Annotated in this window: 22 protein-coding genes and 1 pseudogene; 11 read left to right on the top strand and 12 right to left on the bottom strand. The window is 42.2% G+C overall.

The genetic code is table 11. The annotated features are described in order from the left end of the window. Positions 1 to 132: 132 nt before the first annotated feature. Both murI and GBI16_RS02460 read right to left on the bottom strand, forming a co-directional pair. A complete protein-coding gene (gene murI / locus GBI16_RS02465; RefSeq protein WP_151706449.1) occupies positions 133 to 1,002 on the bottom strand; it encodes a glutamate racemase in 870 nt (289 codons plus the stop codon). A 47-nt stretch (positions 1,003 to 1,049) separates the two neighbouring features. Continuing rightward, positions 1,050 to 1,661, bottom strand: coding sequence for a DUF1285 domain-containing protein (locus GBI16_RS02460; RefSeq protein WP_151706448.1), 612 nt, complete (start codon positions 1,659 to 1,661; stop codon positions 1,050 to 1,052). Positions 1,662 to 1,852: 191 nt separating this feature from the next. Between GBI16_RS02460 and GBI16_RS02455 the strand changes: the two genes are divergently transcribed. Continuing rightward, positions 1,853 to 3,565 carry an electron transfer flavoprotein-ubiquinone oxidoreductase gene (locus tag GBI16_RS02455; protein ID WP_151706447.1) on the top strand — a complete coding sequence of 571 codons (1,713 nt, stop codon included), beginning with the start codon at positions 1,853 to 1,855 and terminating at the stop codon, positions 3,563 to 3,565. A gap of 128 nt (positions 3,566 to 3,693) precedes the next feature. On the opposite strand, the gene GBI16_RS18890 is transcribed toward GBI16_RS02455, so the two are convergent. The 3 genes from GBI16_RS18890 to tusA all read right to left on the bottom strand — a co-directional run bounded on the left by GBI16_RS18890 (position 3,694) and on the right by tusA (position 4,575). Then, positions 3,694 to 3,966 carry a hypothetical protein gene (locus GBI16_RS18890; protein WP_228267801.1) on the bottom strand — a complete coding sequence of 91 codons (273 nt, stop codon included), beginning with the start codon at positions 3,964 to 3,966 and terminating at the stop codon, positions 3,694 to 3,696. A 27-nt stretch (positions 3,967 to 3,993) separates the two neighbouring features. Further along, positions 3,994 to 4,245 (bottom strand): hypothetical protein, encoded by a 252-nt coding sequence (locus GBI16_RS18885; RefSeq protein ID WP_228267799.1) that lies wholly within the window; start codon positions 4,243 to 4,245, stop codon positions 3,994 to 3,996. Between the two features lie 72 nt (positions 4,246 to 4,317). After that, the gene (gene tusA / locus GBI16_RS02445; protein ID WP_086209657.1) at positions 4,318 to 4,575 is read right to left on the bottom strand and encodes a sulfurtransferase TusA; all 258 of its coding nucleotides are present in this window, start codon (positions 4,573 to 4,575) and stop codon (positions 4,318 to 4,320) included. A 213-nt stretch (positions 4,576 to 4,788) separates the two neighbouring features. Between tusA and GBI16_RS02440 the strand changes: the two genes are divergently transcribed. Next, on the top strand, positions 4,789 to 5,628 hold the full coding sequence (locus GBI16_RS02440; protein WP_086209658.1) for an HlyC/CorC family transporter: 840 nt from the start codon (positions 4,789 to 4,791) through the stop codon (positions 5,626 to 5,628). Further along, the gene (gene lnt / locus GBI16_RS02435) at positions 5,625 to 7,184 is read left to right on the top strand and encodes an apolipoprotein N-acyltransferase (RefSeq protein ID WP_086209659.1); all 1,560 of its coding nucleotides are present in this window, start codon (positions 5,625 to 5,627) and stop codon (positions 7,182 to 7,184) included. Before GBI16_RS02440 ends, lnt begins: the two co-directional genes overlap by 4 nt. Before the next feature lie 65 nt (positions 7,185 to 7,249). On the opposite strand, the gene GBI16_RS02430 is transcribed toward lnt, so the two are convergent. The 4 genes from GBI16_RS02430 to gspF form a co-directional block, all read right to left on the bottom strand. Further along, entirely contained in the window at positions 7,250 to 7,588 is a 339-nt protein-coding gene (locus GBI16_RS02430; RefSeq protein ID WP_151706446.1) for a tRNA-binding protein, read from the bottom strand. Between the two features lie 160 nt (positions 7,589 to 7,748). After that, positions 7,749 to 8,084 carry a hypothetical protein gene (locus GBI16_RS02425; protein ID WP_086209661.1) on the bottom strand — a complete coding sequence of 112 codons (336 nt, stop codon included), beginning with the start codon at positions 8,082 to 8,084 and terminating at the stop codon, positions 7,749 to 7,751. Positions 8,085 to 8,366: 282 nt separating this feature from the next. After that, entirely contained in the window at positions 8,367 to 8,804 is a 438-nt protein-coding gene (gene gspG, locus GBI16_RS02420) for a type II secretion system major pseudopilin GspG (RefSeq protein WP_086209809.1), read from the bottom strand. 33 nt (positions 8,805 to 8,837) lie between these two features. Further along, the gene (gene gspF, locus GBI16_RS02415; protein WP_004692652.1) at positions 8,838 to 10,043 is read right to left on the bottom strand and encodes a type II secretion system inner membrane protein GspF; all 1,206 of its coding nucleotides are present in this window, start codon (positions 10,041 to 10,043) and stop codon (positions 8,838 to 8,840) included. Positions 10,044 to 10,195: 152 nt separating this feature from the next. Here gspF and GBI16_RS02410 point away from each other — a divergent pair, with 152 nt between their 5' ends. The 7 genes from GBI16_RS02410 (at position 10,196) to GBI16_RS02380 (ending at position 17,719) form a co-directional block, all read left to right on the top strand. Continuing rightward, the gene (locus tag GBI16_RS02410; RefSeq protein WP_151706445.1) at positions 10,196 to 12,418 is read left to right on the top strand and encodes a primosomal protein N'; all 2,223 of its coding nucleotides are present in this window, start codon (positions 10,196 to 10,198) and stop codon (positions 12,416 to 12,418) included. A gap of 82 nt (positions 12,419 to 12,500) precedes the next feature. After that, entirely contained in the window at positions 12,501 to 14,342 is a 1,842-nt protein-coding gene (locus GBI16_RS02405) for a monovalent cation:proton antiporter-2 (CPA2) family protein (RefSeq protein WP_151706444.1), read from the top strand. 50 nt (positions 14,343 to 14,392) lie between these two features. Further along, complete coding sequence (locus tag GBI16_RS02400; protein ID WP_151706443.1) at positions 14,393 to 15,268, top strand: Hsp33 family molecular chaperone HslO; 876 nt, start codon at positions 14,393 to 14,395, stop codon at positions 15,266 to 15,268. Between the two features lie 202 nt (positions 15,269 to 15,470). Then, positions 15,471 to 15,923: a DUF2147 domain-containing protein gene (locus GBI16_RS02395; protein WP_151706442.1), complete on the top strand. Its 453-nt coding sequence runs from the start codon at positions 15,471 to 15,473 to the stop codon at positions 15,921 to 15,923. 144 nt (positions 15,924 to 16,067) lie between these two features. Beyond that, positions 16,068 to 17,021, top strand: a complete 954-nt coding sequence (locus tag GBI16_RS02390; RefSeq protein WP_086209666.1) for a DnaJ C-terminal domain-containing protein — start codon at positions 16,068 to 16,070, stop codon at positions 17,019 to 17,021. 10 nt (positions 17,022 to 17,031) lie between these two features. Beyond that, on the top strand, positions 17,032 to 17,388 hold the full coding sequence (locus GBI16_RS02385; RefSeq protein WP_086209667.1) for a chaperone modulator CbpM: 357 nt from the start codon (positions 17,032 to 17,034) through the stop codon (positions 17,386 to 17,388). A gap of 70 nt (positions 17,389 to 17,458) precedes the next feature. Beyond that, complete coding sequence (locus tag GBI16_RS02380; RefSeq protein ID WP_086209810.1) at positions 17,459 to 17,719, top strand: YdcH family protein; 261 nt, start codon at positions 17,459 to 17,461, stop codon at positions 17,717 to 17,719. A 120-nt stretch (positions 17,720 to 17,839) separates the two neighbouring features. Here GBI16_RS02380 and GBI16_RS02375 read toward each other — a convergent pair whose 3' ends face one another. The 3 genes from GBI16_RS02375 to rpsO form a co-directional block, all read right to left on the bottom strand. Next, the gene (locus tag GBI16_RS02375) at positions 17,840 to 19,075 is read right to left on the bottom strand and encodes a magnesium transporter CorA family protein (RefSeq protein ID WP_119064125.1); all 1,236 of its coding nucleotides are present in this window, start codon (positions 19,073 to 19,075) and stop codon (positions 17,840 to 17,842) included. A gap of 140 nt (positions 19,076 to 19,215) precedes the next feature. Continuing rightward, on the bottom strand, positions 19,216 to 21,303 hold the full coding sequence (pnp, locus tag GBI16_RS02370; protein WP_171264465.1) for a polyribonucleotide nucleotidyltransferase: 2,088 nt from the start codon (positions 21,301 to 21,303) through the stop codon (positions 19,216 to 19,218). 274 nt (positions 21,304 to 21,577) lie between these two features. Continuing rightward, positions 21,578 to 21,847: a 30S ribosomal protein S15 gene (gene rpsO / locus GBI16_RS02365; protein WP_004692669.1), complete on the bottom strand. Its 270-nt coding sequence runs from the start codon at positions 21,845 to 21,847 to the stop codon at positions 21,578 to 21,580. A gap of 253 nt (positions 21,848 to 22,100) precedes the next feature. Here rpsO and GBI16_RS02360 point away from each other — a divergent pair. After that, positions 22,101 to 23,400, top strand: a pseudogene (locus tag GBI16_RS02360) (serine hydrolase domain-containing protein). Positions 23,401 to 23,831 lie beyond the last annotated feature (431 nt).

The following is a 23,831-nucleotide window of genomic DNA, read 5'->3' as shown; positions in this document are numbered from 1 at the left end:
CGGTTATCCTCATTATTTTTCGCAGTATCCCATCCCCCAATTTTAACTAGATGGATACAGCGACTAACTCAAGCATGTTAGGTTTCAATTTTTTGACTATATATCAAAATACTAGACTCATTTTTATAAAAATCAATCCGATATATTCGAAATTGTCCAATTTAATTCTGGTTCAAGCAGAAGTTCTAAGATGGGTCTTAAACTTTCTGCGTTATTTCCACTGACAAAACATTCGATTCGAACATCATCAGCATGATTTTGTTCAAATAATAACTCATTTTTGATTAAAATACGGGCTGTTTGTCGTGCAACTGCCTGCCCAGAGTCAATTAATGTCAGTTTCTGACCAAAAATAGATTGTATCGCTATTTTCAAAAAAGGGTAATGGGTACAGCCTAAAACTAAGTAATCTGCGCCTTGATCGACAACGGGTTGTAAAATATCTTTTAAAATGGCTAAACATGCCGCACTCATCTGTGCGCCACTCTCAACAAAAGGCACTAAATCTAAACAAGTCACAGGAATTACGCTAATGCCCGAAGGTTGCGCAAATTTTTCGACGACGTCTTTGATGAGCTGTCCACGAAAAGTCGCAGGAGTGGCTAGTACAGCCACGGTTTTAGATTTACTTTGTAGTACTGCAGGCTTCAAGGCAGGAACAAGGCCAATAATCGGAAAGCTATCGCCATAATGTTCACGTAAATAATCCAAACTAAAGGCTGAAGCGGTATTACATGCTACAACGGCAACTTTACAGCCTTGGCGGTACAACCATTCAATAGCATGTGCAGACAGCTCTCGAATATTTTGGTCATCACGTGGACCATAAGGCACGTGTGCAGTATCGGCAAAATAAATAAAGCGTTCATTCGGCAAATGCTTCGCAATTTCTTGAGCGATGGATAAGCCACCTATTCCCGAATCAAATATCCCGATTGGCGCATCGGCTGTCGCTTTTGGCATGGGGTTGATCAGGGGAAATAAGGGCTGAATGGCACTCATGAGGACTCGTTGCAGTATAAAGTTAAAAGATCAATCAAGCTTAAACCTCAGGTGCCTAATTGCAATAGCAAATCACCACTTTGTAAGCACAGTTTAGCCTGTCCATCTGCATCGTCGCTTAGCTCACCCATTTCCACCAAATGAAAAAAAGCAGCACGCTGAATCAATGCATTAATCCCAAAGCGAACATGCACATAAGGACGTAGCTCCCCTTGGAAGGCACGCATAAAAATGGGATGGGCTTCATCAACAATCACCACATCATGTGTGGTCGTGGTCAGTTGTAGGTAGATTTTTCCTGCAATTTCGACTTGATCGACCTGATTGACAAATAAAGGCTCATCTTCAACCTCGATTTCAATCTGCTCGACAGGGGTTTTAAGATAAAACTTATCTTCTTCTTTCCAAAGTACCGTTGCAAATAGCTCAATCATGGCTGGGCGTTTGATCAATTGACCTTCGTGCCACCATTCTCCATTGGCCAAAACCTTCAAATCCATTGCACCACAATGCTTTGGGTGCCATTGATCTAAAGGAGGGATTGACTTTTTGTGACCGGACTGTCCATCTTTTATGTATTGTGCAATATCAGTTAAGTTTTTATTATCAGCAATAGCTACTTTTTTCGTCGGATTTGCTGAGTTGTGCTGCTTATCCATAAAATTCATGCCTGTCTGACGGAAAAATAATATGATTCAGCCAATTGGCTAGAACTCGGTTTAAACCTATACTAGCTCACAATATAAAAGACACGATGATAAATTTTGTGTCTGGGAACTAAGAACACTCATGGCAGCACCGTTCTTTGAGTCAAAACGGTTGCCACCTTTAACCATATGAGGAGTCCTACATGGAACACATCGAACGTGAATCGATGGAGTTTGACGTAGTCATCGTAGGCGCAGGCCCTGCTGGCCTTTCTGCTGCGATTAAAATTCGTCAACTTGCAATTGAAAACAACCTTAATGATCTGTCCGTTTGTGTCGTAGAAAAAGGCTCTGAAGTTGGTGCGCATATCCTTTCAGGTGCTGTGCTCGAACCGCGTGCGATCAATGAGTTGTTCCCAAACTGGAAAGAAGAAGGCGCGCCTTTAAATGTTCCAGTAACTGAAGATAAAACGTATTTCTTAATGTCTGCTGAAAAGTCACAAGAAGCGCCGCACTGGATGGTTCCTAAAACCATGCACAATGATGGCAACTATGTGATTTCACTTGGTAACGTAGTGCGTTGGTTAGGCCAAAAAGCTGAAGAATTAGAAGTTTCTATTTTCCCAGGTTTTGCTGCATCTGAAATTCTTTATCATGCTGATGGTACGGTTAAAGGCATCCAAACCGGTGATATGGGAATTGGTAAAGATGGTGAACCAACACATAACTTTACCCCAGGCTATGAACTACATGCCAAATACACGATTTTTGCTGAAGGCTGCCGTGGTCATTTAGGTAAGCGCCTGATTGCCAAGTTCGATCTCGATAAAGATGCAGACCCTCAACACTATGGTATCGGCATCAAAGAACTATGGGAAATCGACCCTGCGAAACACAAGCCAGGTTTGGTGATGCACGGGGCAGGTTGGCCTCTAGCTGAAACAGGTTCTTCTGGTGGTTGGTGGTTATATCACGCTGAAAACAACCAAGTCACTTTGGGTATGATCGTGGACTTATCTTACGAAAACCCACACATGTATCCATTTGCAGAAATGCAACGCTGGAAAACGCATCCACTGATTAAGCAGTATCTTGAAGGTGGTAAGCGTATTTCTTATGGCGCACGTGCTGTAGTGAAAGGCGGTTTCAACTCACTACCGAAGTTTAGCTTCCCAGGTGGTTCTTTAATTGGTGATGATGCAGGCTTCCTAAACTTCGCTAAAATTAAAGGCTCTCATACGGCTATGAAGTCTGGCATGTTGTGCGGCGAAGCAGTATTCGAAGCGATTCAAGCAGGCGTTGAAAAAGGTGGTGATCTTGCCATTGCACGTGTGCTTGAAGGCGAAGACTTCTTTGCAAAAGAGTTAACCGCTTATACAGACAAGTTCAACAATAGCTGGTTAAAAGAAGAGTTATATCGTTCTCGTAACTTTGGCCCAGCAATGCACAAATTTGGTACGTTCGGTGGTGGTGCATTTAACTTCATCGACCAGAACGTGTTTAAAGTCCCGTTTACATTGCATGACTTAGTGCCTGATTTCAGTACACTGAAAACTGTAGATGCGGCAACATTTAAGCCGAACTATCCAAAACCAGATGGTAAGCTGACTTTTGACCGTTTATCTTCAGTATTTGTATCGAATACGGTGCATGAAGAAAATCAGCCAGCACACTTGAAACTGACTGATGCTTCTATTCCTGTAAATGTAAACTTACCTAAATGGGACGAGCCAGCTCAGCGCTACTGCCCTGCTGGTGTTTATGAAATTATGGAAGAGAATGATGGTTCGAAGCGTTTCCAAATTAACGCGGCTAACTGTGTGCACTGTAAAACGTGTGATATTAAAGATCCGTCTCAGAACATTACTTGGGTGACTCCTGAGGGTGGCGGTGGGCCGAATTACCCGAATATGTAATTCCTTGCGACACAGCAAAGCGGTTACTTTGCTAACCGTGTCTCATACCCGAACATGTAATGTTAGAAAAGGCTTACGCTGAGGCATATTTCCGCACAGGTGATCTCTTTTAGATTAAAAAAATCCCTTCAGCACTGAAGGGATTTTTTTAATTGATAGGCATCTGACTTTCTGCTAAAAACCATCACCGTTGGCCCTATCGCAGTATGCCCAACTCCATGATCTTGATAAATTTCAATCCGATAATCATCACACTCATAGACATATTTATTTTCAACTTGTTTCCAGCCGTTTTGCGCCACCTGAAATCTTTTTAAGACTCGACTTTTAAAAACATCTAAATCGGTTTCATACGTCGCAAGAGGCCCATCTAAAAAACTTAAACTGTATGAAACAATCATTTTAGAATGTGGGTCATAACGAATATGCTAAACCCAGCTCACACCTGCTTTTTTAATTGGTGTATCCACACCTTGTGCAAATTCAAACTGATAATTATCGCCCCCTAAAATAAACGTTTTTGCAGTGGGATGATGCTGTTGAAATTCACGAATATGCTGTCCAATTTTTAAACCTGCAACATTCATCGTTCTTACAGGAACTTCACAAGATTTTGCCCAAGAAATTGAACAAAATAATGCAAAAATATGAGCCCATAAGAATACAGTTATTTTTTTCATTCTGATTTGCTTGGATGAACGTTATTTCTTTTTCTCTACTCAAGCTCATTTTAAAAGGCCAAGACAAATGTCCTAACCTTTTTTAACCAAATAATGAAATTCCTTATTGCCATTTTCATCTAAACGTTCTTCTTGTAATAACAATTCATGCCCAAGATGCATACAAAATTTAGGAATATCCCAAGAAGTTGAATTGTCCGTTGCAAACACCTCCACTACATCTCCCGATTTAGACTTCCGAATGGCCTGATGCAGCATCATCACAGGTTCAGGACAACGTAAACCACGGGTGTTTAATTGAATGCTTGGGCTTCGTTCCAAATCAGACATATTCAAACTCAAAAATTTAAAAACCTGCCAATTTTAACACAACTCACCTTTCTACATTTCAATTCAATCACCCTTCGACGGCTCAAGTCTGCTATTGCAAAACATTTGATCTGATCATTCACTCAATCCTTGCTTAATTACAATAGACAACTGTGTTTTCTACGGTATGATAAAATTAAGTTTTTTAGATATTAAGCGTCTTTAGGAAAGATCATGCACGAGGAATCAGGCCCGTCGTGGGGAATGCGTGGCTTACGCAAATGGTTAGGTACCGCGCCAGAAACTCGCGATGAACTGTTAAAGTTAGTTCAAGATTCACGTCGTTTTTTAGAACCCGACACTGTTGCGATGTTAGAAGGCGTATTAGACCTTCCAGCAACCAAAGTCCGCGAGGTCATGACACCGCGTACATCCATGATCAGCCTACAAGAAGATGATGAGTTACTCGACATTTTACATACTTTGGTTGAGTCAGCACATTCACGTTTCCCTGTCTTTTCATCAGATCAACCTGACAATGTCGTTGGCATTTTGTTAGCGAAAGACTTATTGCCTTTCTTGACTGAACCAAACAATAAAGTGGATATACGTGCGCTAATGCGCCAGCCTTTATTTGTGCCTGAAAGTGCACGTTCAGACCAAGTGCTTCGCATGTTGAAAAATACCCAAACGCATATTGCAGTGGTGATTGACGAATACGGTACAACCTCAGGTTTGGTAACGCTAGAAGACATTTTGGAAGAAATTGTCGGTGAAATTGAAGATGAACACGACAAAATTGATGAAGAAGCGGAATATATTATTCCTGACAATGACCCAACCACGGCAAATACCTGGCTGGTTCAGGCACTTACACCAATCGAACACTTTAACAATCTTTTAGATGCAGACTTTTCTGATGATGAGGTTGAAACTGTGGGCGGTTTATTGCTTCAAGAAATTGGTTTAGTGAGTGATTTACAAGGTCAGGTGATTGATCTTGGAAATTGGGAATTTACCATTGTAGAAGCAGATGCACGTTCTATTCATCTGATTCGAGCCGTTCGTAAATGAGAGCTTACTTTGACAAACTGTTAACCCCTACTTCACAACAAAAACAGTTACCTTTAATTTATCCGCTTTTAATTGCCTTATTTTCTGGTGCTATTTTTAGTTTTGCACTGGCTCCGTATTACTATTGGTGGTTGGCAATTCTATCCCCAGCACTGCTCTATGCGACTTTACGCAAACGCAGTGCAAAGCAGGCCTTTGGCATTGGTTGGGCCTATGGTTTTGGCCTATGGTTCGTGGGGGCTTTTTGGCTCTATACTTCCATTCATGTCTATGGCGATACCAATAGTGCCTTAAGTGTCGGCATGATCGGGATTATGGCCTTGGTCATGGGCTTATTCACGGCTGTCCAAAGCTTTATTTACCGCCGTTTTTTCCCTGAAACACCACTGACCTTCGCCCCACTTTGGGTGCTTTTTGAATGGGCAAAAACGTGGGTCTTCACAGGCTTCCCTTGGCTGTTTGCAGGCTATGCCTTTACCGAACGTTTACTGGATGGTTATGCGCCATTATTTGGTATCTTCGGGGTGTCGTTTGTGGTCTTGGTTTTGGCCTGTGCACTGGTCGAAGTTTTAAACCGCCGCATCTTCTGGGTCATTCCTTCTGCCTTATTGGTACTTGGTGCATGGGGTGCATCAAAAATTGAGTTCGTCTCCGCAAAAAATACGCCACCACTATCGGTTTCTTTAATTCAGGGCAATATCCCGCAAGACTTAAAATGGCTCACTGAATATCAATTGAAAACACTCGGAATCTATGCCGATTTGACTAAAACAGAATGGGGACGTGACCTCATTGTTTGGCCTGAATCCTCTATTCCGATGTTCCAAAGTGATATCGAACCCTTTTTAGCTGCGATGACTGCGCAAGCCAAGAAAAGCAACACGGCGTGGGTCACGGGTATTCCGTATTGGGATATTTCAGGCTCTGAAGCGGCAGGTCGCCCCCTATACTACAACAGCATTATGGCCAATGGTGCTGAGGCTGAAGGCCTCTATAAAAAGCAACGTTTGGTGCCTTTTGGTGAATATATTCCGCTATCTGGTTTACTGAAATGGGTCTTGCCAGCTATGCAAAATGATCCGTCGATGAGTGGTTTCTCACGTGGCGAGCAACAGCAAAAACCGCTGTCTATTCATCAGCAACATTTAGGTGCAGCCATTTGCTATGAAGTGGCTTATCCGAACTTGACGCGTCGCAATGCCAGCCAAAGTGATTTCTTGGTGACGGTTTCCAATGATGCATGGTTTACGGGAACCGCAGGCCCTTTACAACATTTACAGATGGTGCAGATGCGCGCCAAAGAAAATGGGCGCTGGTTTATCCGTGCCACCAATACAGGTGTGACGGCATTTATTGACTATCAGGGACATATCGTAAAGCGTGCGCCGCAAGATGTGGCAACCGTGCTTCGTGGCGAACTACCTGCTATGCAAGGTCAAACCCTATATACCCGTTTAAGTGACTGGCCAATTTTAGGTTTTTCAGTCTTTTTACTGATCTTGGGTTGGATCTATCGTCCACGTAAAGTCGATGTATCGTTTAAGTCTCGTCGATAATTCCTATTATTAGATCAGACTTTTCCAAGGAAAACTCAAGCTGCGCTTGGGTTTTCCTTTTTCAGCTACAGTAACTTGGTACCTACTAGAACATCTGTATCAGGCACACACAGCACCACGCCTGCATCTGAATCATGAAAGCCTGTCACTAAGCACTCAGATTGGATAGGACCAATTTGTTTCTTCGGAAAGTTAACCACTGCCACCACCAATTTACCCAATAACAGTTCAGGTTGATAACGCTCAGTAATCTGTGCACTCGATTTCTTAATGCCAATCTCATGACCAAAGTCGACATGTAAAATATAAGCAGGCTGACGTGCTTGCTCAAAGACTTCGGCCTGAATAATACGTCCGACTCGGAGCTCGACTTTTAAAAAATCTGCCCAATCAATTTGTTCCATATTTCACTCTATCTTTATATTTTTTACAGTATAGAGAGCGAACACTAGGATCATATACGACGAAACAGACAAGCAATCCTATCTTTCTGCCATTCTTCATGACGCAATAAAAAACCGAGCGTATATGCTCGGCTTTTTATCACAACGATGCATGTCAGTATTAAATTTGACTGACCAAATAGGACACCATACCGGCTAAAAAGAGCATCGGGGTATAACGATAAACCATAACTACTTTTTGTTCTAATGCTGTAATCTGTACTTGATCGAGTGTGAGTACGGTTGCTTTTAAAGCGGACCAAAAGCTCAAAACTGCCCATGTGCTGAACAGACTGATTGCAAAGAAGCCTACCATAATTTGACTGCTGCCTTCAGTCGATTGCCAAAGACTTAAAACACCTTGAGCAACAGGAAGCATACTCAAAATCAAAAGAACAGATTTGAGCATCGACCAATGGAATTGGCTAACGTCATCCAACAAGGTTAATGCTTTCATTCTATTCTCCTCAGGCAAATCAGTTGCCATTAAGAACATTATGCAAGGATTTAAATAAATAAAAAGCCTATTTTTATCCATAATTTACATTATTTGTAATCAATAAATATGGGAATAATTCTTATTATAAATCTCAACCATTATTATTATATTTAATATTTTAAAATCAAAATCTTAGATATTAATTTTAAATTAATATGTATTATCATTACAGTGTCTATTGGCATAAGCTATGCACTGTAATGATATATTCAATTAAAGCCAATATATAATAATTCTCAATTAAGGTTGATATTGAATATCAGCATTGGTTTCTTCACCACCTTGTTGTCCATCCGCACCAAAAGAATATAAATCAAATGGTCGTCCATCGCTCCCAGGTGCAACATATTGAATGTCATTGTCCCAACTGTCTTTGGGATATCCACCTTTCACATAACCGCCTGGCAACCAATTTTTTGCAGACTCAGGCTTATTCACCAAAGCGTCAAGTCCACCCTCTTGCATCGAAGGATATTTACCATTGTCCAATTTATATTGATCCAATGCCGCAGCAACCCCTTTAAGCGTAATAACGGTGGTATCCACTTTGGCTTTTTCACCGCGTCCCATCACATTGGGAACAATTAAGGCTGCCAACACACCTAAAATAACAATCACCACCATAACTTCAATTAAAGTAAAACCTGAAGCTTGGCGTCTATAGATTTTTGATTGCATGTGAATTTTCTCTTCCATCTTATATTTTTAAAATTAAATCATATTGTTCATGTTGACGATCGGTAGCATCACGGCAATCACAATCACCAAGACAATGCTTGCCATCAAAACCAACATCAATGGCTCAAGTAAAGCCAGCAAGGTCGATATCAGCGTTGTCACTTCTCGGTCTTGCATGGTCGATGCGCGCTCTAACATCCGATCCAATTCACCCGAGGTTTCACCACTTTTAATCATTTGTACCATCATCGGTGGGAAATAACCACTACGCTCCAACTGGGTCGCCAGGTTTCCACCTTCGGTCACTTTTTCTGCGGCATGATTGACCGCATCGCGAATCACCCAGTTATTACTCACTGCCGCCCCAATTTTTAACGCATCCACCAAGGGCACACCTGACTGGGTCAAAATCGACAAGGTGCTGGCAAAGCGTGCGGCATTTATACCACGCGAAAGTTTACCGAATAATGGCAATTTGAGCGTTAAGCGATCAAAGGCATAATGCCCTGCTGTGGTTCTTAAAAATCGCAATAATAAGCCGATGCCCAGTACACTGCCCACCAATAGAAACGGCCATGCCACGCGAATAAAATCACTGGCTTTCATCAAAGCCACAGTAATCCATGGTAAGGCATCTTTGCTTTGGTCAAAGGTTTTGACAATGTCTGGCACCACATAAGTCATGAGTCCCATCACAATAGCAAAAGACATCAGCATTAAAATAATCGGGTAAATCATCGCGCCTTGGATTTTCTTTTGCATCGCAAAGCGGTTTTCAGTGTAGTCTGCCAGCTGATCTAAAATTAAGTCCAAATGTCCTGAACGCTCGCCAGCGGCAATCGTGGCAATGTACAACTCTGGAAAACGCCCCGACTGCTGTAAACCTTGTGCTAATGAATGACCTTCCAATACTTTAGAACGGACTGACATCAACAGGTTTTGTACGTGTGCTTTTTCTGACTGCTTTCCGACCGCACGAATGGCTTCTTCCAAAGGAATGGCCGCAGCGACAAGGACAGAAAGTTGACGTGTCAATAAAGCCAAATCATAAGCGGTAATTTGTTTTTGAAACCATGTTTTGCTGCTGTGCTTATCTTTTTGTTCAACAGGATCAACCGAGACTGGAATCAGCGCTTTATCACGAAGTTGTTGCCGAATTTGACGCGCTGAATCCCCTTCGAGCACGCCTTTTTGCTGCTTTCCTGCGGCATCGAGTGCGGTAAATTGATATGCTGGCATGATTACGCTTTCTAATTGTCCATTTAGTTATTTGGTGCTGTTGCATGTCAGCATCAAAATCATTCATATTCTAAGTTATAAATTATGTCATCACTCTAACACAACTCATTCATCACACAATCACAATTTCATCAGGACATTTTGAGCTTTTTATGCCAGAGAATACACTTTCCACCACACCGAGCTACCGTATTCGTGTGGCTGTTCCTGTTTATCTATATGACTGTTTTGACTATAGTTTAACGGCTGAACAATACCACCAAGCTGAAGTCGGTGCACGTGTGGCTGTCTCATTTGGTCGCCAAAATGTGGTCGGTGTCATTGTTGAGAAACTCACTGATGAGAAACCACTCGATTTAGGCTTTAAACTCAAAGCCATAACTGAGTTGCTCGATGACAGCGCTATTCTAGATGCTAAAGTTTTAAGTTTATTGACATGGGCAGCACAATATTACCAATTTCCGATTGGTGAAGTGATACATGCCGCGTTACCTAGCTTTTTACGCCAAGGTAAGCCTTATAACCTATTGGCACGGATGTGGAAGCTGATTGATGACCATGCCGAAGACAAATTAAAGCGTTCTGAAAAACAACAAGATGCCTATAAAATTTTAAAACTGCATCCCACAGGAACTTCTGAAAACATTTTAAATTTGGCTGGTGTAGAAACAGCAACCTTAAAAGCCTTAGAAAAAAAGCAAATCACCCAGTGCATCCTTGAAGCTCAAGACTTTAAACCGCAAGCCATGACACTGGCACAAATGCCTCTCACCCCCAATGAGGACCAAAAGCATGCCATTCAGCGTATTTTAAAAGTACGAAACAGCTATCAAGCGTTCTTACTCGATGGTTTAACCGGTAGTGGTAAAACTGAAGTCTATTTGCAAGTCATGCAAGAGGTTTTAAAACAAGGCAAACAAGTCTTGGTTTTAGTGCCTGAAATTGGTCTCACCCCACAAACAGTGAGTCGTTTTCAATCTCGTTTTCACTGTCACATTGTGCTACTACATTCAGGTTTGAATGATTCTAAGCGCCTGCAAGCTTGGCAAAGCGCACAAACAGGTAAAGCCTCAATTGTGATTGGCACACGTTCTGCTATCTATACGCCCCTTCCACATCTGGGTTTGATCATCTTAGATGAAGAGCACGACTTATCATTCAAGCAACAAGAGGGCTTCCGCTACCACGCTCGTGATGTGGCCTTATACCGTGCACACTTAGAAAACTGTCCAATTATCCTTGGTTCTGCAACGCCCAGTATCGACAGTTATGCACTGGTCGAACAAAGTAAAATGATCCGCTTGGAACTGAACCAGCGGGCTGGTGCAGCAGTCATGCCAAAAATGCATGTGATTGATCTGAAAGTTGCACAAAAGCAAAATGGTATCAGCCAACAACTAATTCATGAAATACAGAAGCGTTTAGACAAAAAAGAACAGGTCTTGGTTTTTTTAAACCGTCGAGGCTATGCGCCCGTGTTAATCTGCGAGAGTTGTGGCTGGCAATCAAAATGCCCACATTGTGATGCCAATTTCACCGTACATCGACAGCCTTATCAGCATCTCCACTGTCACCACTGTGGCACCATCCACCGTATGCCTGAACACTGCCCGCAGTGTCAACATAATGAACTGAAACCGATTGGTTTAGGTACCGCAAAAGTTGAAGAAAACCTACAAGCGTTATTTCCCAATTTTGACGTGATTCGGGTTGATCGCGACTCCACCAGTCGAGTCGGTAGTTGGCAAAAGATTTATAATAAAATTCAAAAAAGCGAACCGATTATTTTACTCGGCACACAGATGTTAGCCAAAGGACATCACTTTCCTTATGTGACTTTGGTGGCGATTTTAGACATCGACTCAGGCTTACTCAGTGTTGACTTTCGTGCCACAGAACGTACCGCACAGCTCATCATCCAAGTTGCGGGACGCGCTGGACGTGGTGAGAAAAAAGGTGAGGTCTATTTACAAACTCTACGTCCAGATCATCCTTTGCTGAATACCCTTTTGGAATCGGGCTATCGTAGCTTTGCCAAGCAAACACTGAAAGAGCGTAAAGCTGCATGGATGCCACCTTATCGCTATGCAGCTTTATTGCGCTGTGAGTCTAAACAACAAGAACTGAACCAAAGTTTTTTACAAGAGCATGCACAAGCCCTGCGCCAAGCCTCAGAAAACACTATTGATATTTGGGGACCTATTCCTGCACCAATGGAACGTAAAGCTGGGCGCTATCAGGCGCATATGGTACTGCTCTCAAAAGACCGTGCACGTATGCACTTCTATATTCGTCAGTGGTGGCAAAATGTCTGGCACAACAAGCCGCATGGCATGAAATTAAATCTCGATATTGACCCACAAGAGTTAAGTTAAGACCGTAGGTGAATAAGGCTTAGACCTGAGTCGCATTCTCCCTTAAACTTTAAACATAAAGAAAAAAATTTAGGACAGGGCAATGTCTCTACTGCTTCAAATCACCCTCTTTTTGGCTGCGGCACTGATGATCGTTCCGCTGGCCAAACGGCTCGGGATTGCCACCGTACTCGGCTATTTATTTACAGGTATTTTACTTGGCCCCAGTGTTTTAAATGTCGTCCATGACCCTGAGGATATTCATAAACTCGCTGAATACGGTGTGATTTTCTTGATGTTCATTATTGGACTGGAACTCCGACCACAACGTTTATGGGAAATGCGTAAATCCATATTCGTGATGGGGAGCTTACAAGTCGCTGTCTGCGGAATTCTACTCGCTTGTATCGTCTTTTTTGCCTTGCAACAACAGATTGCAGCCAGTGTTGTGATTGGTTTTGCCCTCGCTCTTTCCTCGACAGCCTTCGTTCTGCAACTTCTGAGTGAAAAACAACAACTCAACACCACGTTTGGTCAACAGTCCTTTTCCATTTTACTCTTTCAAGATATTGCTGCAATTCCGCTAATTGCAGTTATTCCCCTTCTTGCGGGAACAAGCTCAACCCATCATGGCATTGCCTACTTTGCCGCTATTGTTGCTACCTTTACAGGCTTATTCTTATTTAGTCGTTATCTCATGCGTCCATTTTTTCGCTTTGTGGCCAAAAGTGGCGCGCATGAACTGATTACCGCAGTCGGCTTATTTATTGTCTTAGGCGTGGTCGCGCTGATGGATGTCTTAGGTATCAGTACCACCTTGGGCGCATTTTTAACGGGAGTGTTACTTGCTGACTCTGAATTCCGTCATGAACTGGAAGCCAGTATTGCACCATTTAAAGGTCTACTTCTCGGTCTGTTTTTCATGACCGTCGGGATGAGTACCCAAGTTTCGCTCCTGTGGGAAACCCCAAGTCTGATTATTGGCGGTGCGTTATTGCTGATGTTGGTCAAACTGCTGGCATTAACGGCCATAGCTCGCTACTTCGAGTTTTCATGGCGCAACAGTTTGATGCTGGCAACCTGTTTGGCACAAGGCGGTGAATTTGCTTTTGTAGTGCTCAATGTGGCCATGAATGAACATGTGATTACACAGGCCATTTTAGAGCCGATCAACCTGATCGTGACCTTGTCGATGATTCTGACGCCTATTCTATACTGGCTAATGAGTTCTTGGGTGGTACCGCTATTTGAAAAAGAAACTACTCCCGTCTATGACGACATTCCCGATCAACACAACCCAATGATTATTGCGGGTTTCGGGCGTGTTGGACAAATTGTAGCGCGACTGGTGCACTTACAACACCAGACTTTTACAGCCATTGATAGCAATATCGACAAGGTTGATTTTGTCAGAAACTACGGTGGTAAACTCTACTATGGAGATGCCACTCAACCCGATATCCTGCGTGCCGCAGGGATCGAACATGCCAAAGTTTTTGTGTTAGCCATTGATGATATTGAGGACTCAATGAATGTGGCACGCCATATTCGACTCAACTACCCTGACCTAAACTTACTGGTGCGGGCACGAGACCGACATCATGTGCACTTGCTGCGTGATCTAGGGGTCGAACATATTTGGCGTGAAACCTATTTATCATCCTTGGGGATGGCTTATTTTGCGCTGCGCAATCTCGGAATTGCTGAAGCTGATGCTTATAAGAGCATCGAATTATTCCGCGATTATGATGAAAAACTGCTCGCACAGCAGCAAAGCATTTATAACGATGAGCAGAAAGTGTATGAAACACATCGTAACGCTTTAGCCGAATTAGAACATCTGTTTGAAAGTGATACCCAATTGCGCCAAAGCCCTGTGGGGGTTGACCTACAGCGTGAGTTACAACATGACCGAATAGATGTGACACGGGATGAAGTAAAATGACTTGTGTTTTACAATATCGTCACCATTAAGACAGGATATTGGAGAAATTTATGTCTGATTTGCGTCAACGCTTTTATATTGAAGATAGTCCTGTTCGTGGTGAAGTGGTTCATCTTGAAGAAACCCTACAAACCATCTTGGCACAGCGTGATTATGCCCCAGCAATCCAAATACTGTTAGGCGAAATGCTCAGTGCCACGGCATTGCTTGCCAGCACCCTAAAAATTAAAGGCCGTATTAGTTTACAAATTCAGGCGTCAGGTAGCTTTAAATGGGCTATGGCGGAATGCAATCACCTCGGTGAAGTACGTGCTTTGGCGGATTATGAAGCTGACCCACGTTTTAACAGCGCTGAAAGTAGCAGTACCGTGTTGAGCACACTCGTCAGCCCAGTGCTGTTTATTAATATTGAACCTGAGTTTGGTGAACGCTATCAAGGAATTGTGGCTTTAGATAAGCCAAATCTTGCAGGTTGCTTAATGCAATATTATGACCTATCTGCACAAATTCCAACACGTATCGTCTTAGCCAGCTCAGCTCAGCGTTCAGGCGGATTACTCATTCAACTGTTACCGCGAAATAGTGAAGAAGAACAAGAACGTGTTGACCAAGACCTTTGGCCACGTCTGACCATGTTGACGGAGACACTTAAAGCAGAAGAGTTGACTGAGTTAGACACCAGCGAAATTCTTTACCGTCTTTATAACGAAGAAGACGTTCGTTTACCCGAAGTTGAAGCATTGAAATTCGGTTGTACCTGCTCAAAAGAACGTTGTGCTCATGCGCTTGAGCAAATTGGTGTAGAAGCTGTACGTGAAACACTAGATCATCAGAACCCCATTACCATGGACTGTCAGTTCTGTAACACACAATACAGCTTTAGTGCAGAAGAAGCGCTCGGCTTGTTTGGTGAGCACTTAAGCTAAGTCTTTCTCCTAGACATAAAAAAGAGTAGCATCGCTGCTCTTTTTTATGTCTTAAGTTTCATAAAAGTCATATTTTTCACATAAACCATCACTCTTATTCATAGATATTTTACTGGTCATTCCATTTAAATTTCGTTATAAATAAAACCATAATTTTTTTATGCCTTTTTTTATATTTATTTTTCCTCGGGGCTTGGTTGTTATGAAACGGTCTGTTTATCTTTTGGCACTCACCAGTAGCTTGGCTTTCTCCTGTTTTGCAGCGTCCGACCCATTGCTTGGAAAATGGAAAACTATTGATGATAAGACGGGCTACTCGCTTGCAGATGTTGAAATTCAAAAAGATAAAAATAATCTCTATAGAGCTATCATCCTAAGTACACGTGAAATTCCAGGAGCAACCAAAATAGAAAATTGCACAAAATGTGATGGTGTGAATAAAAACCAGCCGATCATCGGGATGACGACTTTAAGCCATCTCAAAGCAGATGAGACGCAAAGCAACACGTATATTCAAGGTCAACTGCTCGACCCGCTCTCAGGTTTACGCTATGACGCTCAGGCACGACTCAGTAATAATGGTAAGCACTTACGGATTCGAGGAACTTCGACCGAAAATGGCGGTGGACGCAACATCATCTGGGTCAAATATTAAGTATCCCTCATCAATCAAAGCCCCTTTCATTGAGGGCTTTTTTCTTGTCATGTTTTGAAACAATAAGGAACATATCTTTACTGTAGAAATCGACTAAAAGGCTGAATAATGATTAAAACTTAATCAATTTATAAATTCTTACTTATGCCGAAGAACCATTATGAAATACTCGGTTTAACGCGAGATGCGACAGCCGATCAAATTAAAAAAGCCTACCGTAAATTGGCGCGTAAGTACCATCCTGATGTCAGCAAAGAAGCCGATGCTGAAACACGTATGCAAGAACTCAACGTAGCTTATGACACCTTGAGTGATGAAACAAAAAAAGCGGAATACGACTTTGAGCTTGACCATCCGCAAGGTGCTCACCAATTTAATCAAAATACAGGCTTTGGTGGCTTTGAGGGTGCCTTTCGGAATGCACAGGGTGGTCAACAGGCACATGATTTTTCGGGCTTTGAAGACTTATTTGGTCGTTTTGGATCAGGCTTTGGTGGATCAAATTATCAATATCAACGCCAAAATCGCACACCCCATAAAGGTGAAGACCAACATGCACGCTTAGATGTAGATTTGGATGTAGGCTTCCACGGCACCACCCAAACCATTACCTTACAGATCCCTACTTTAAATGCTTATGGCGAGGCCGAAATTCAGCGTAAAACGCTGGAAGTTAAAATTCCCAAAGGCATGAAAGAAGGACAACAGATTCGTTTAAGTGGTCAAGGACAGTCGGGTATTCAGGGGGGTGAAAATGGCGACCTCTATATCGAAATTTACTACAAAGACACAGACACCACACGTGTTGAAGGGGTCGACGTCTATCACCAATTCAACATTAGCCCGTGGGAAGCCGCTTTAGGACTGAGCACAACTGCCACCCTGCCAAATGGCCGCACACTACAAATCCAAATTCCTAAAAACGCGAAAAATGGGCAACAACTACGTTTAAAAGATCAGGGGATTCCAGCCAAAACCGCTGGGCATTTATATTTAATTTTAAATATTGTTCAACCTCCTGCGCAAAGTGAGCAAGAGCAACAGGCTTACCAAGCCTTTGCTGAAGCCTTTCCTCACTTCAAGCCGCGTCAGTCTTAAGGAGAAAATTATGACGACTATTCATTATCGTGAAATTATTTTAGACGGATGTCGACACGCTGAAATTGTTGATGAACAACATAGCTTTGATTTAAAGCATTTTGCTGAAGCTTGCGGACAAAGTCCTGAGTGGGTTTTACAGCTGTTGGAATATGACATTCTGCCTAACCGACCCGATAACCGTATTCACCAGTTTTTTGGTGATGATGTCTCACGTGCACGGCGAGCCTATCGCTTACAACGTGACTTTGATGCCAGCTTTACTGCTGTTGCAATGATGCTGGATTTAATTGATGAGGTTCAAAAACTCCGTCGTGAAGTGAAACACTTACACCTCACCGACCCAGTTAAACCAACTCAGCACTAGTTCTATAAAGAAAGATTGGCGCATGCCTTTCTTTCTTTTTTTTATGCTAAAAGAGGATTTGACGGCAACCATGAAACTTAAAGTTTGTAATAAAAAGACCAAGCACATGTTTCCTGAATACCGAGACATGATTCAACAGCTTAGAGAAGACAATCCGCATTTTTCTAAAATGTTTGATGACCATGAAGCGCTGGACAAGGAAATTTGTTTACTCGAACAAGATCCTGTTCGGATTCATCGTGGAGAGATTGAGCCCCTCAAACGCAAAAAACTGTTCATCAAAGATCAGCTTTATCGCATTTTAAAAGGAGCTCAACTCAAAACTTCTTAAATTTAAATGCTCTGCAACGCCCACATATCCGACTAATAAATTGAACAAGGATAGCGTTTGCCTCAAGAGCGTCAGGTTAAAGTGCATTCGCTTTAACTGTCGATACAGAAAATCACCCAATTATTTTAATTTGGTGATTTTCTCTAAATCTTTAATCGTGCCTTTCACGGTTTGTTTAATCGGCTCATAATCCATAAACCAAAACAGGTTCATATGTTGATCCGCATGTTGTTGAGCCAGCATATCAATAACACTCTTTTCCCCGCGACCGACCAAATGCCGTCGATAGAAATAATAAAGCAACGTCATGGTGGTCATAAGCATAATGCCGAGCATAATCCAAAACCCTGTAGGTGACTTCAGCCCAGGAATAAACTCAAAATTCATTCCATATACCCCAGTCAACAAGGTCAGTGGTGCAAAAATAGCAGTGATAATCGCCAAAATACGCATGTTTTCATTGGTTTGATTAGCAATCGCTGAGAAATGCAGATCAATAGCGGCCTGTACCGCACTTCTCAAACGAATCGTGTGCTTTTGAATACGTTCAATATGACTGGTCAAATCGTCCACACGCACCAACATGATGTCTTGTTTTTCACTGCGCTTTTTCCCTTTCAAGTGCGAATAATTATCCACAATTTCATCGCGCAATTCCTGCAAAGTTTCGATCTGTTCTTCACACAAATTTTCTACCTGCTGAAAAGCCATATTTTCCTGCAATAATTGATGCCATCTGGTAAAACGACGATGCCCTTGCAAAAGCTCCTGCTGCCAGAACTCGACCCGCCGCGTGAGCGGAACTCGCAAGTCCAAATAACCATCGACCATATGGTTTAATAAACGCAGTGCTAAATCTAATGGAGTCGATGGGAGTTTTCGTGGCTTATTATGTTCTTCAATCGGACGCCCCAAAACAGTTTCAATCCGTTGAATATAACTTTCAACTTCTTTATTGCCCTGCTCTCTAACTGTAATCAAAACTTGTGGCGTGAGCATAAAACTAATGGGTGTCGTCGCCAAACCAAATACGCGCTCATGCTTTTCAACAGCCTGTGCATCAATCTTGATTTGGTCATCAGGTGTAATCAGCTTTCGGAAGATCAATAAATCATAGTCTTCCAACGTGTCGAATGCACAAGGATGTTCTAAATTTAAAATATCACGTAGGTGGTATTCATTTACCCATATCCCTGTTGCCGCGTAAATGTCTTGTTGCCAATGTTCAGCGCGATTTACTACGTCTTCACGGCTACACTCCACCCAGATAAATTCGGCTTCCTGCTCTGCAATCGGTTGTTTCTGCACATAGGTATGCTGTGCAGTAGGATGTTGATAGAAATAATAGCTTTGCATATCTCATTTATTATTGTCTGTCTTAGCCAGCATGATGCCATAAAAAAAGCCCTGAGCAAGCCAAAGTTTAATTTGACAAAGCTCAGGGCTTTTCAATATCACTCAACTCACATAGAACATACTCTGTGAATTGTCAGAACTTAAACTTGTTCGATGTCTTTCATCGTCAATTTGATACGACCACGGTTGTCTACGTCCGCAACTTGTACCTTAATTTCTTGACCTTCTTTCAACACGTCTGCCACGTTCGCAATGCGCTCGTTTGAGATTTGTGAAATATGAAGTAGACCATCAGTACCTGGAAGAATGTTAACAAAGGCACCGAATTCAACGATACGAATAACTTTACCAGTGTAAATTGTACCTGGTTCAATCTCAGCAGTCAGTGCTTGGATTTTTGCAACAGCAGCAGAAGCGGCTGCTTTAGTTTCACCAAATACACGTACTGTACCATTGTCTTCGATATCAATCGCTGCCTTGGTTTCTTCTGTAATGGCACGGATGGTTGCACCACCTTTACCAATCACGTCACGAATCTTGTCAGGGTTGATGTTGATGACTTGGAATGTCGGCGCATGCATTGAAATTTCAGGACGCGCACGTGAAATCACTTGGTTCATTTCATTGAGGATGTGCATACGACCCGCATACGCTTGGTTCAATGCAACTTCCATGATCTCTTCAGTGATACCTTCGATCTTGATATCCATCTGAAGTGCAGTAATACCGTTTGCAGAACCTGCTACTTTAAAGTCCATGTCACCTAAGTGATCTTCATCACCTAAAATGTCAGAAAGAACTGCGAAGCGCTCGCCTTCTTTGACTAGGCCCATTGCAATACCTGCAACTGGTGCTTTCAATGGAACACCTGCATCCATGAGTGATAATGAAGCACCACATACAGAAGCCATAGAAGATGAACCGTTTGATTCAGTAATATCCGATACAATACGAATCACGTACGGGAAGCGGTCAGCCGCAGGAAGAACAGCTTGAACACCACGACGCGCCAAACGACCGTGACCAATTTCACGACGCTTAGGACCAGATTCACGACCAGTTTCACCGACAGAGTATGCAGGGAAGTTGTAGTGCAACATGAAGTTGTCAGTTTTAGTTCCTGCAAGGGTATCAACCATCAACGCATCACGTGTATTACCTAAAGTCGTGGTTACCAATGCCTGAGTTTCACCACGTGTGAACAATGCAGAACCGTGAGCACGATCTAACACGCCAACTTGAACGTCAATTGCACGTACAGTTTTCGTGTCACGACCATCAATACGTGGCTTACCAGACAAGATGTTGTCACGTACTGTGCGGTATTTTAAGTCTTCAAATAATTCGTCAACTTCAGTAGCAATACCAGTTTCATCTTCTTCAGGAACAAACTGAGCAACAGCTTCAGCGTGAAGCGCATCTAATGCTGCATAACGGTCTTGCTTAACAGCAATTGTGTATGCTTCAGAGATTTTCGCTTCGAATGCTTCTTTCAATTTACCAAGAAGTTCTTCGTTTTTAACTGGCGCAACCCAAGTAGATTCAACTGCGCCCGCAGCTGCAGCAAACTCTTTAATTGCTTGAATTGCAATTTGCATTTCGTCATGACCGAAAAGTACAGCGCCTAACATTTGGTCTTCAGAAAGCTCTTTCGCTTCAGATTCAACCATCAATACAGCAGCTTCAGTACCTGCAACCACAAGGTCAAGATCAGATTCTTTAAGCTGTTCTAAAGTTGGGTTAAGGATGTATTCACCGTTGATTAAACCAACACGTGCGCCTGCGATTGGGCCTGCAAATGGAACACCAGCAATAGACATCGCAGCTGAAGCACCCAACATTGCAGCGATATCGCCTTCCATGGTTTTGTCCGAAGAAATAACAGTCGCTGTTACTTGGATTTCGTTGTAGAAACCTTCTGGGAACAATGGACGGATTGGACGGTCAATAAGACGTGAAATTAAAGTTTCAGCTTCAGACTGACGACCTTCACGCTTGCCATAACCACCTGGGATACGACCTGCAGCATATTGTTTTTCTTGGTAGTTAACAGTCAATGGGAAGAAGTCTTGACCTGCTTTTGCTTTTGGTTGAGCAACGATTGCAACAAGAACCTGTACACCACCCATCGTGATCACTACAGTGTTTGCTTGACGAGCAACACGACCTGTTTCTAAAACAACCGTGTGTTGACCATATTGGAATTCTTTACGAATAATATTAAACATAGACATGTATTGTTTTTTCCTAGTTCTTTTGAACAGTTATTTATCTAGTGGAGACCCCTAAGGTTTGGCATTCACATTACTTTTTTCAAGTAACGGTGGAAATGACAAAGCTTAGAAGCCGACCTCACCAGAAATTAAAAACATGATTTTAAGACACAAAGAAGGAGCGAAACATTCGCCCCTTCCCCATTACCTCGCGAAAGCGAGGTAGACTTTCTTTTTCAGCGATAAAGCATTCAAGATGCGATAGCCCGAAAATAAAAGTTTAATCGAATTAACGACGTAAACCTAAAGCAGCAATCAAGTCGCTGTAACGAGTAGCGTCTTTACCTTTAAGGTAGTCAAGAAGCTTACGACGTTGGTTAACCATACGGATTAAACCGCGACGGCTATGGTGGTCGTGTTTGTGCTCTTTGAAGTGACCTTGTAAGTCATTGATTTGAGCAGTTAAAAGAGCTACTTGAACCTCTGGTGAACCAGTGTCGTTTTCAGCGCGAGCAAATTTAGCAATGATCTCTGCGCGATCTGCGTTTGTTAAAGCCATTCGATTTCTCCGAGATGCTTATAAGTTACATTTGATACAAATCAAATTGATTCTTCAAAACCAATTTGACTGCCGTGCATCACTACAGCAAGTTCGATATTTTAAGGGATATGGCGCTATATTGCAAAAATGTTTTAAGTTCACAGTCAATTCAGCAACTGACTGCTTTGTACAAATCATGCACACTAGTGACAATGAGAATTTTCAATCGCAGACTCAAGTCAAATAAAAAACAAAGAATAGTGAGAAATTTGTGAAATTTTTATCCGCCAATACCTGTTATGTTCCCCCAAGACCTCAACCACGTGATTCGTTCTAAGGATGAGGTCTCTGCTACTTTGGGTGGCATGAATGACGTACAAATTCAAAGCATTTGGGCCAGTGTAGAGTCCCTATATAAAACAGGAAACTACCCTTTTATCAGCCTCTGCTTACGTCGTCAGGGACAAATATTGTTAAATCGTAGCATCGGTTATGCCCAAGGCAACTCACCCGATGGTTTAGCGGCAGATGCAAAAATTGGCACACCCGATACACCAGTTTGCTTATTTTCTGCCTCTAAAATCGTCACAGCCATGTTGATTCATCTGTTGAATGAACAGGGCCAACTTAATTTACTGGATCCGATTAGCCACTATATCCCTGAATATGCGGTAAATGGCAAACAGCGTGCTACCATTTTTCATTTGCTGGCACATCGTGGTGGCATTCCTCGTATAGACAGTCAAGTCACACCCGAACTGCTATTTGATAAACATCAAATTTTAGAACAGCTTTATGCCGCACGACCTGTTTCAGCTTCAGGCACACACTTGGCTTATCATGCAGTTACCGCTGGCTATATTTTAGGAGAAATTATCGAGCGGGTCACAGGTCAGACGGCTCGCGAATTTCTAGCCCAAAATATCGAAAAGCCTATGGGACTAGATTATTTCAACTATGGTTTAAAACCTGAGTATCGAGCAGATGTCGCTTTAAACTATGCCACAGGTCTACATCCCAGTTTAGGCACAGATCATTATCTTGGTCGCGTCCTTGGTGGTGGTCTACAGCTCGCTGTCGATATCACCAATGACAGCCGTTTTATGGACACGATTTGCCCCGCGGGCAACATTTATACCAGTGCTGAACAAGCTGGTCGTTTCTTTGAAATGCTCTTGAGTGGTGGTGAATACCAAGGCAAACAAATCATGAGTAGCCAAACTGTATTACGCTCGACATTGGCTACATCAGGAGTCAGTTTAGATCGGACATTATTAGTCCCGATGCGTTATGCCTTAGGCCCAATGTTAGGCAGTAATCCTATTGGGTTATTTGGACCCATGACGGGACAAGCCTTTGGACATTTAGGCTTTTCCAATATTCTTTGCTGGGCCGACCCAGAGCGTGATATTAGCGTGTCACTGTTAACGACAGGCAAATCAGTCGTCGGGACTCACTTACCCGCTTTAGCAAAAATGCTTTATCAGATCTCAAAGCATTGTCCAAAAATTTTAAAGAGTCAGCGTCGCTTATTGTTTGCTACAGATCAGACAGAAAAAGATTTCATTTAAATATAAAAAAAAGCCCAAGTAGAACTTGGGCTTTTTTGCGCTGTAGTTTCTTCTATTTTTGTTCTTGTTGTTTTGTTTATCATTATAATTATGCGCTTTTCCGCGTTTTTTATTAAACATTCCATGTTTAATCAATCACGTCCTTATGTGACATATTTTGCCACATACCACATGAGAAAGAAGTCGTATTTTTCGCATCTCTATGTAAGCGATTGCTTACAAAAAATCCTCAATTCATCCATATTTATTCAAAACATGTAGAGGAAAAATCCACTTATAAATTTAAATAAATATTAAAAACAAAATATTAGATCAAAAAACTATCTTTTCAAGCTCTTCCCCTATCTCCTTTAAAAAACATATACTCACACAAGTACGCACAATATTTTTCTCAGTTGCAATGATGGGTCAAATCTCTCTGGATAAATGAA

The organism is Acinetobacter sp. TUM15064, from assembly GCF_008980265.1.
Taxonomy (GTDB): Bacteria; Pseudomonadota; Gammaproteobacteria; order Pseudomonadales; family Moraxellaceae; genus Acinetobacter.
The sequence above is the reverse complement of the archived record's forward strand: the minus strand, read 5'-3'. Positions and strand labels throughout refer to the sequence as shown.